Source organism: Draconibacterium orientale (assembly GCF_900111425.1).
Taxonomy (GTDB): domain Bacteria; phylum Bacteroidota; class Bacteroidia; order Bacteroidales; family Prolixibacteraceae; genus Draconibacterium; species Draconibacterium orientale.
Window position 1 is genome coordinate 58,577 of sequence record NZ_FOHT01000030.1, and the last position, 8,928, is coordinate 67,504.

The 8,928-nt window shown below is 39.4% G+C and carries 6 protein-coding genes; all 6 read left to right on the forward strand.

Annotated features, from left to right (window positions below; translation table 11 throughout):
* Positions 1–7: 7 nt before the first annotated feature.
* The 6 genes from BMW53_RS15545 (at position 8) to BMW53_RS15570 (ending at position 8,753) form a co-directional block, all read left to right on the forward strand.
* Positions 8–1,570, forward strand: a complete 1,563-nt coding sequence (locus tag BMW53_RS15545; protein WP_038555162.1) for a sulfatase family protein — start codon at positions 8–10, stop codon at positions 1,568–1,570.
* 100 nt (positions 1,571–1,670) lie between these two features.
* Positions 1,671–2,768 carry a glycoside hydrolase 5 family protein gene (locus BMW53_RS15550; RefSeq protein WP_038555159.1) on the forward strand — a complete coding sequence of 366 codons (1,098 nt, stop codon included), beginning with the start codon at positions 1,671–1,673 and terminating at the stop codon, positions 2,766–2,768.
* Positions 2,769–2,777: 9 nt separating this feature from the next.
* Positions 2,778–3,200 (forward strand): aldose epimerase family protein, encoded by a 423-nt coding sequence (locus BMW53_RS21415; protein ID WP_217642964.1) that lies wholly within the window; start codon positions 2,778–2,780, stop codon positions 3,198–3,200.
* Positions 3,190–3,939 carry an aldose epimerase family protein gene (locus tag BMW53_RS21150; protein WP_217642965.1) on the forward strand — a complete coding sequence of 250 codons (750 nt, stop codon included), beginning with the start codon at positions 3,190–3,192 and terminating at the stop codon, positions 3,937–3,939. Before BMW53_RS21415 ends, BMW53_RS21150 begins: the two co-directional genes overlap by 11 nt.
* 1,707 nt (positions 3,940–5,646) lie before the next feature.
* Positions 5,647–7,062: a 23S rRNA (uracil(1939)-C(5))-methyltransferase RlmD gene (rlmD, locus tag BMW53_RS15565; protein WP_038555154.1), complete on the forward strand. Its 1,416-nt coding sequence runs from the start codon at positions 5,647–5,649 to the stop codon at positions 7,060–7,062.
* A 146-nt stretch (positions 7,063–7,208) separates the two neighbouring features.
* Complete coding sequence (locus BMW53_RS15570) at positions 7,209–8,753, forward strand: OmpA family protein (protein ID WP_081804748.1); 1,545 nt, start codon at positions 7,209–7,211, stop codon at positions 8,751–8,753.
* Positions 8,754–8,928: the final 175 nt, after the last annotated feature.

Below are 8,928 nucleotides of genomic sequence, written 5' to 3' on the forward strand. Positions count from 1 at the left end.
ATAAGTAATGGATAAAACGATAAGATATATTGCCTATTCTATATTGTTACTGTTTCCTACGGTTCTTGGTTTTTCGTGCAAAACTGACAAGGAATCCAATTCTTCTGTAGCAACAAAACCAAACATTGTAGTAATTTACCTTGACGACTTGGGGTATGGAGATGTTGGTGCCTATGGAGCAACTGAAATTAGTACTCCAAATATCGATCGCCTGGCCAACGAAGGTGTAATGTTTACCGATGGACACGCCTCGTCGGCAACTTGCACACCAAGTCGTTATGCCCTGTTAACCGGAGTTTATCCATGGCGAAACAAAGACGCTAAAATTTTGCCGGGAACAGCGCCTTTAATTATTGATACAGATCAGGTAACGATCCCGAAAATGTTAAAAGAACAAGGGTATTATACCGGAGTGGTTGGAAAATGGCACCTTGGCTTAGGTAGCGGCGTTGTAAATTGGAACGAACACGTTTCGCCGGGACCAAACGAAGTGGGTTTCGACTACTCCTACATTATGGCAGCGACGCAAGATCGTGTGCCAACTGTTTATCTTAAAAACGGTTTGGTGGAAGGGCTTGATCCGAATGATCCGATCGAGATCGATTACGAAAATAACTTTGATGGTGAACCCACGGGAAAAGACAATCCTGAGATGTTGACTATGAAATGGCATCACGGGCACAACAATTCAATAGTGAATGGTATTCCGCGAATTGGATTTATGAAAGGTGGTGAAACAGCGAAATGGAGTGATGTGGATATGGCAGATAATTTTCTTTCAAAAGCACAGAACTACGTGAAGAAACATAAAAACGAGCCGTTCTTTTTGTACTACACCTTGCAGCAGCCTCATGTTCCGCGTACACCAAATCCTCGTTTTGTTGGAAAAACCGATCTTGGGCCACGTGGAGATGTAATTGTGGAAGCCGACTGGTGTATTGGAGAATTTATAAAAACGCTGGAGGATGAAGGAATTCTTGAAAATACGCTGATTATTCTATCAAGCGACAATGGCCCGGTACTTAACGACGGCTATTATGATGATGCTGTTGAGCGAATTGGGAATCATGATCAAAATGGAGGCCTACGAGGTGGTAAATACAGTTTGTTTGAAGCAGGAACACGTGTACCGTTTATTACTTATTGGAAAGGACAAATAGACCCGAAAAAGTCAGATGCCCTGATAAGTCATCTTGATATTCTTGCTTCGCTGGCCAAATTAACAGGAGCAAAGGCAAATAGTTCCGATAGTAAGGAGTTACTTAATGTGCTGATGGGAAAATCAGAAGAAGGGAGAGAAGAACTGGTGCTCGAAGCAAGTTCGCGTACAGCTTTGCGCAAGGGAGATTGGTTAATGATTCCACCATACAATGGTCCTGCAATAGCTTCACAAGTGAATATTGAGCTTGGAAATTCAAGTGACTTTCAATTGTATAATTTGAAAGCCGACATCAATCAAAAAAAGAATTTAGCCTGGAGTAATTCTCAGAAACTTAAAGAGATGATTAACAGTTATGAAGCTTTGGCAGGGCCTTTGAACTCTGATGTTGACCAGTTGGAACTAAAATAGAAGAGTTGAATTATGTAAGAAGTGGGGATCTTTTTTATTGACTATATATGAAAAGAGTATCATTTTAAAGTAATAGAACAAAATACAATAAACCAATCAAATGAAGCAAGGAATTTATCTTTTGGTCATGGTGCTGTTTTTAGCCGCCTGCCAGTCGAATAGTAAAAAGCAAACATCAACAGAAACAAAGTCTACTGAAGTAGCATCGAAAAAGTGGACACAGGAACAAGCCGATGCATGGGCAGAAGAAAACGGATGGTTACGGGGAAGTAATTTTAATCCGAGTACTTCAATCAACCAGCTGGAAGTGTGGCAAGCCGAAACTTTTGATCCGGAAACCATTGATCTAGAGCTGGGGTGGGCAGAAGATATTGGTCTGAATTGCATGCGTGTTTACCTGCATCATGTGGCCTGGGAAGTTGATAAGGAAGGATTTAAAAACCGTATGAATCAGTATCTTGATATTGCTGATAGTCATGGCATAAAAACCATTTTTGTATTTTTTGATGATTGTTGGAATGCCACTTACCAGGCAGGAAAACAACCTGACCCCAAACCGGGTGTTCATAATTCAGGTTGGGTGCGCGATCCGGGAGATTTAATCTATGAAGATCCTGAGTTGGTAACAACTTTGGAGGCTTATGTAAAAGATGTTTTGACCACATTTAAAAACGACGGCCGCATTGCCATTTGGGATCTATACAATGAGCCGGGTAACTCGGGTTACGGAAACCGTTCGATGCCTCTGTTGAAAAATGTTTTCAATTGGGCATGGGAAATTCGTCCGGCACAACCGGTTTCAGCAGGTGTTTGGAATGCTTCGTTAACAGATCTGAATAAATTTCAGCTCGAAAATTCCGATATTATTACGTATCACAACTACGAAGGACCGGAAAAACATCAGGCTGCTATCGACACCTTAAAAACAAGAGGTCTGCCAATGGTTTGTACCGAATATATGGCGAGACTAAATAATAGCTACTTCCAAAATATTATGCCCATTCTGCATAAAGAAAGCATTGGTGCTATTAACTGGGGATTGGTAGCCGGAAAATCAAATACAAAATATGCATGGGATGAACCAATTCCTGCTGGATCGGAACCACCACTTTGGTTTCACGAGATTTTCCATCCTGACGGAACTCCTTACAGCCAGGAAGAAGTTGATGTAATTAAAAGTTTAACCGGCACTGAATAAAACAGGAAAATGAGAAATGTATTTATACTATTGGGTATTACAGTGCTGTTACTTACTGCATGTAATCAAAACCCTAAAGAGCAACTGATCTGCGGAATGCTTAAAGAGGCAGATTTTAAATCGATGATCAACGGTAAAGAAACCGCTATATACGAGTTGAAAAATGGCGATATTACTATGGCCGTAACCAATTATGGTGGGCGCATCGTAAGTTTGCTGGTGCCCGGAAAAAACGGAGAAATGGCTGATGTGGTTCTTGGATTTCCGTCAATAGATGCTTACCTGAATGCAAAGGAAGTTTTTCACGGAGCCTTAATCGGTCGTGTTGGAAACCGCATTGCAAAAGGCAAGTTTACGCTAAATAATATTGAATATACCTTGCCAATAAACAACGATCCCAATCATTTGCACGGAGGACCGGATGGTTCATAACCAGGTTTGGGATGTAAAATCGGTGGATGAGACTTCTATTGTTCTGACTTATTTATCGAAGGACGGAGAAATGGGCTATCCCGGGAATTTGAGTGTAGAAGTAACTTATCAACTTTCAGCTGACAACGAGGTACAAATCGACTACAAAGCAACAACCGACGAAAGCACTCCGGTGAATCTTACCAATCATGCATTTTTTAATTTGAAAGGCGAAGGTAACGGAACGATCAATGATCATCTGTTGACCATTAATGCCGACAAGTTTACAGCAGTAGATTCAACGCTGATTCCGCTGGGCAAAAATGTTTCGGTTGAAGGTACTCCATTCGATTTCAGAAAAGCAAAAACCATAGGAGCCGACCTACCGTTGCAAGACGAAAACGAGCAGTTGAAAAATGGATTGGGCTACGATCATAATTTTGCATTGAATAAAACCGAGGGTGGAGAAATGTCGTGGGCTGTAACTGTGGTTGAACCGGAGAGCGGAAGGAAAATGGGAATTTTTACCGAAGAACCCAGCATTCAGTTTTACGGAGGAAACTTTATGAGTGGGGCAGATACAGGGAAATATGGTAAAGCGTTTGATTTCCGCGAAGCATTTGCCTTGGAAACACAACATTTCCCTGATTCATCCAACCAACCAGAATTCCCTTCAATTATTTTAAATCCGGGAGAAACATATTCTATCACGAGTATTTATAGATTCAGTACAACAGAATTCCATGATAAATTTAATTAAGGGGAAATAAATCTCAAATTGTTTGCATTCTTCCCGTATCACATCTAATACCGGAAGTGATACTCGAACTGCGACGAGAACTGATACAGCGTGTAAATTAAATTATAATAAGTTAGTAGAAAGAAGTGATCTTTAGTACGGTTCACATGAATATATTAGTTTGTCTCTGTGCCTCGGCATGTGCTATTCATCATTGGATTGGCAGTTACTTTTGTTTGTATTTTGAATGACAATATTTGTTCATTATTTGCAAAAAAGCCTTCTGGGCCTCCCTCGGAAAGAGCCATCCTTACGTTTAACTTAAGTCCGGCACTTTCCTGTTCCCCACACTCATTAACATTTAAAAGGTTGAAAACAAAAAAAGGCGCCCAAAAATCGCCATCCTCTTCCAAAGCCCACGCTCAATAAACCGCAAGGCTAAATAAATGTCCCTATTTATTGGTTTTAAAGTTTGTGATAAAAGTTTGGTAGGTTAGGAACAACCTTGCTGTTTATCCATAGATGGAGTTCAAGGGCTTTCTTTTCTTTTTTTCTTCTCTTTTGAAGATATTTTATTATTCAAAATAAATTTAATAGAGCCTGTTCTCATATTCTTAACCCCAAGTCAATGATTTAGCTGGTGGGGGAGGGGGTGGCAAGATGTGATTTTGTTTCACAAAAACTTGCCTGCTCTGCAGGATTGATTTTCCATTAATGGAAAAGAAGCGTCTCTCCCAAGAGAGATTTATGGTTAAGGAATATGAAATAATTTGAAAGTGGAATGAATTTTTTTCCTGTTAATATGGTATCCCAAATCTGCAACAAAGTGAAAAGAATTAAGGCAAACGTCAAAAGACTACCGCATAAAAGCTGCGGGGAAAGTGGTCAAGAGTTTTGATTATGTATTGTTTTGAGTGAATACACCTTTCTCATACTTCGAAAGACGAACTTACTCCAAAAAAGAGGTAAAAACACTTGACCACTAATCCGCCTCCTGCTCACATGCCTTTTATTCAGTTTCCTTTTGTCTAATGCCTAAATTCAAAAAATTGGTGTTTACGATTTGGGATTAAGGAATAATTTAGAATTAATTCAATGAAAATTCATATATTTATAAATAGTGAGCTAAAGAATTTTAGAGAGAGACTTTAGAGAGACCTATCGGTTTTGACGTTTTTAATATGTTGGCAATCAGCTATAAATAAGTGGGGTTCTGCCCCCAGCTGAGTCACCAAACAAAAAAGCTTCGAAGAAATTCGGAGCTTTTTTTATTTCCATTCTGCCAATATGCTGCATAAAATAATGATTCAGCGAAAGCATAACCAGAGATTATATTAGATCGTCACCAGAGTTGGGTAACACCAAAAAATTAGACAGAAAAAATGCCCTCCCGGGCAAAAAAAAGGAAGGGGAAAGCTCTATGGACGCTTTTTGAAGATGATTGATAATTTACAAACCCCTAAACACAAAACCAATCATAAATACAGAAGTCGCTTTCCCCTTTTAAGTTTTACTTATTAAAAATAAAACCAACCATTAAATCAATAGCAAATATAAGGAAATGATTAAAGCAGAAAAGCTTTGTAAAACATAAAATCACTTCTGTGTACACAAAAAAGGTTGGTTTTCCCAGAATGGGAAAAACTATGTTTATTTGGGAAATGACTCTTTAAGCAATAATAATGCAGTAATGAATATTGAATTATATTTGCGCAAAATTACAAAGCAGTGGGAAGAAGAAAAAGAAAAAAGCCGTTTTACGAGGATGTAAAAATTGAAGATATTGGTGCAGAAGGAAAAGCTGTTGCACGTGTTGGCGATGTGGTTGTTTTTACCAAGTTGGCCATTCCGGGCGATGTGGTCGATTTGCAGGTGACAAAGAAAAGAAAACGTTACCAGGAAGCTGTTGTAAAAACGTTTAAGGCTTACAGCGAAGACAGAACTGAAGCTTTCTGCGAGCATTTTGGTGTATGCGGCGGATGCAAGTGGCAGATTCTGCCTTACGAAAAGCAATTGTTCTACAAACAAAAACAGGTGCAGGATCAACTATCCAGAATTGGGAAAGTAGAACTGCCTGAAATGCTGCCAATTCTTGGCTCTGAAAAGAACACTTTCTACCGAAATAAGATGGAATTCACTTTTTCGAACAAACGCTGGTTGAGCATAGAGGAAGTGGAAAGCGGTGAGGAAATTAAAAACCCGAATGCTCTTGGTTTTCACGTTCCCGGGTTGTTTGATAAAGTAGTGAATATCGATAAATGCTGGTTGCAGGATGATCCTTCGAATCAAATTCGAAACTTTATTTACAATTATGCCCTAAAAGAAAAGCTTTCATTCTTTGATATTCGCGAACAAAATGGATTCCTAAGAACGCTCATTGTCAGAACCACCTCTACAGGAGAGGTAATGGTTATTGTAAGTTTCTTTTACGAAGATGAACCGGCGCGCAAACAGTTGCTGGAAGCTGTGAAGAACGAGTTTCCGGCGATAACTTCGTTGATGTATGTTGTTAATACAAAAGGAAACGATACGATTACCGATCAGGAAATAAAAGTGTTTGCAGGGCGCGATTATGTGCTGGAGCAAATGGAGGGATTACAATTTAAGATTGGGCCGAAAAGCTTTTATCAAACCAACTCAGAACAGGCTTACGAATTATACAAGGTAACCCGCGACTTTGCTGAGCTGACAGGAGATGAAACCGTTTACGACCTGTACACCGGCACCGGTACAATTGCTAATTTTGTGGCAAAAAAGGCAAAAAAAGTAGTGGGAATTGAATATGTGCCGGAGGCTATTGAAGATGCCAAAATCAATTCAGAAATCAACAATATCGAGAATACCCGGTTTTTTGCCGGCGATATGAAAGATGTTCTTAACGAAACTTTTATACGCGAGCACGGCACCCCTGAAGTGGTAATTACCGACCCTCCAAGGGCAGGTATGCATGCCGATGTTATAGAAACGATATTAAAGATGCAACCACATAAAATTATTTATGTCAGTTGCAATCCCGCCACCCAGGCACGCGACCTTGCGATGCTTGATTCGTTGTACCAAATTGAGAAAATTCAGCCCGTTGATATGTTTCCTCATACACATCATGTTGAAAATGTAGTTCTGCTCAGAAAAAGGCTTGATTAATTACATAAAATAGCCTAACTTGGTGTCTCTAAATGCAATTGAAAGTTGCAAAAAATAAGGGTCGTATTAAGAAGCCGGATGCTCTCTTAATATTTTATATGTATAATATTGAACAAGTTTTCTGAAAATCCTAAATTCAAATAATTATGAAAAGAGTACTACTTTTTCTTTTTGCATTTGTACCAATGTTGGTGTTTGCTCAGCAAGAATGTGTTTATTTTAAAAAAATGGTTAACCTGGAAACAGAAAAGACCAACCTGAATACAACACAGAGTGATTTTGGCCCCGGTTTCGTGGGCGATGAACTTTGGTATTCGGCCTATACCGATGAAGAGATTGAAAAGTTAAATAGTGGTTCAGGAAAGAAAATTTATTATAATCTGTATTCTACTCCAACCGACGAAAAAGGAAACGTAAAATCGGGTAAAAGTGCTATGCTGGCTGAGGCAAGCGAAGGTTATCATGCCGGGCCGGTGTCGTATTGCGAAGCAACCGGAGAGCTTTTTGTAACTTTAAGTAATTTCGATAACCCTGTGATACGAAATAAAGTTTATCAGAAGGCAGATATCCGACTGAAAATTATTATTGCCAAAATGGTAGATGGCGAATGGCAGAAAACAGGTGAGTTGCCATTTAATGATCCTGCTTATTCGGTAGGTCACCCAAGTATTACGGTTACCGGCGATACCTTATATTTTGTCTCAGATATTCCTGAAAAAGGGCTTGGAGGAACTGATATTTACAGGTCGGTTCGCACAAATGGTAAATGGGGCGAAATGGAAAATATGGGTAGCGCAGTAAATACCGATAAAAATGAAATGTTCCCGTTTATTTATAAAGGCAAATTCCTGATTTTTGCATCCAATGGAAGAGGTGCCGGGGATGATCTTAATATGTACAATGTTGGGTTGTTTGGCGATAACATTAGCGGAGTTGCCGAGTTAACCGAATTAAACTCTGCTGGTGACGATTTTGGTTTTGTAATTCATCCGGAAGGAGAAGTTGGTTACTATTGCTCGAACAAAGAAGGAGGAATGGGTAGCGATGATATTTATAAGGTGCTTCTTGAAGGTTTATATCATCTTGAACTGGTTGTTATGGATAGGAAGACAATGGAGCCAATGGAAAATGCTAATATTACATTTGCTGGGGTAGCAGAAAAAATTGCGGGAGTGGTGTTTAAGAAAGTATTGAAAGAAAATGAAAGCTATACTGTGGCGAGTAATATTGATGGTTATATGAACGACTCGAAAACTATTTCTACGGTTGGAAAACCTTTTGGTGTTCTTCGCGATACATTATGGGTTGAAAAAGTAGAGGTAAGGCAGAAGTTTGTTATGGAAAATATTTATTACGACTTTGACAAATGGAATATTTTGCCGGAATCGGAAGTTGAATTGGATAAGTTAGTAAAAGTTATGCAGGATAATCCTGACTGGAAAGTTGAATTGGGATCGCACACCGACTGTCGTGGTAGTGATGCTTATAACCAAATTTTGAGTCAGAAACGTTCCGATTCAGCCGTTGGTTATATTGTGAACAAGGGAATAGAGGCCGACAGGATCATCGCCAAAGGATATGGTGAATCGCAGTTAGTGAACCATTGTGACGACGGTGTTCCATGTTCAAAAGAAGATCATCGTAAAAACCGTAGAACAGAATTTACGATTCTTGAAATGAATGGAAATTAGTATTTAGTATTAGATACCAATCATCTGAAAGCTGTTCTTTTTTAAGAGCAGCTTTCTTTTTGGTGTGCCGTGCATGGTAAATAGCTATAGGGTGAAAGTCCTGAATGGGGGTTTGTAGTGCCAACCATTAGCCGAAGGCAAGGGTGTCCATCGTGAGGTGGAATCTGAAGGAAGC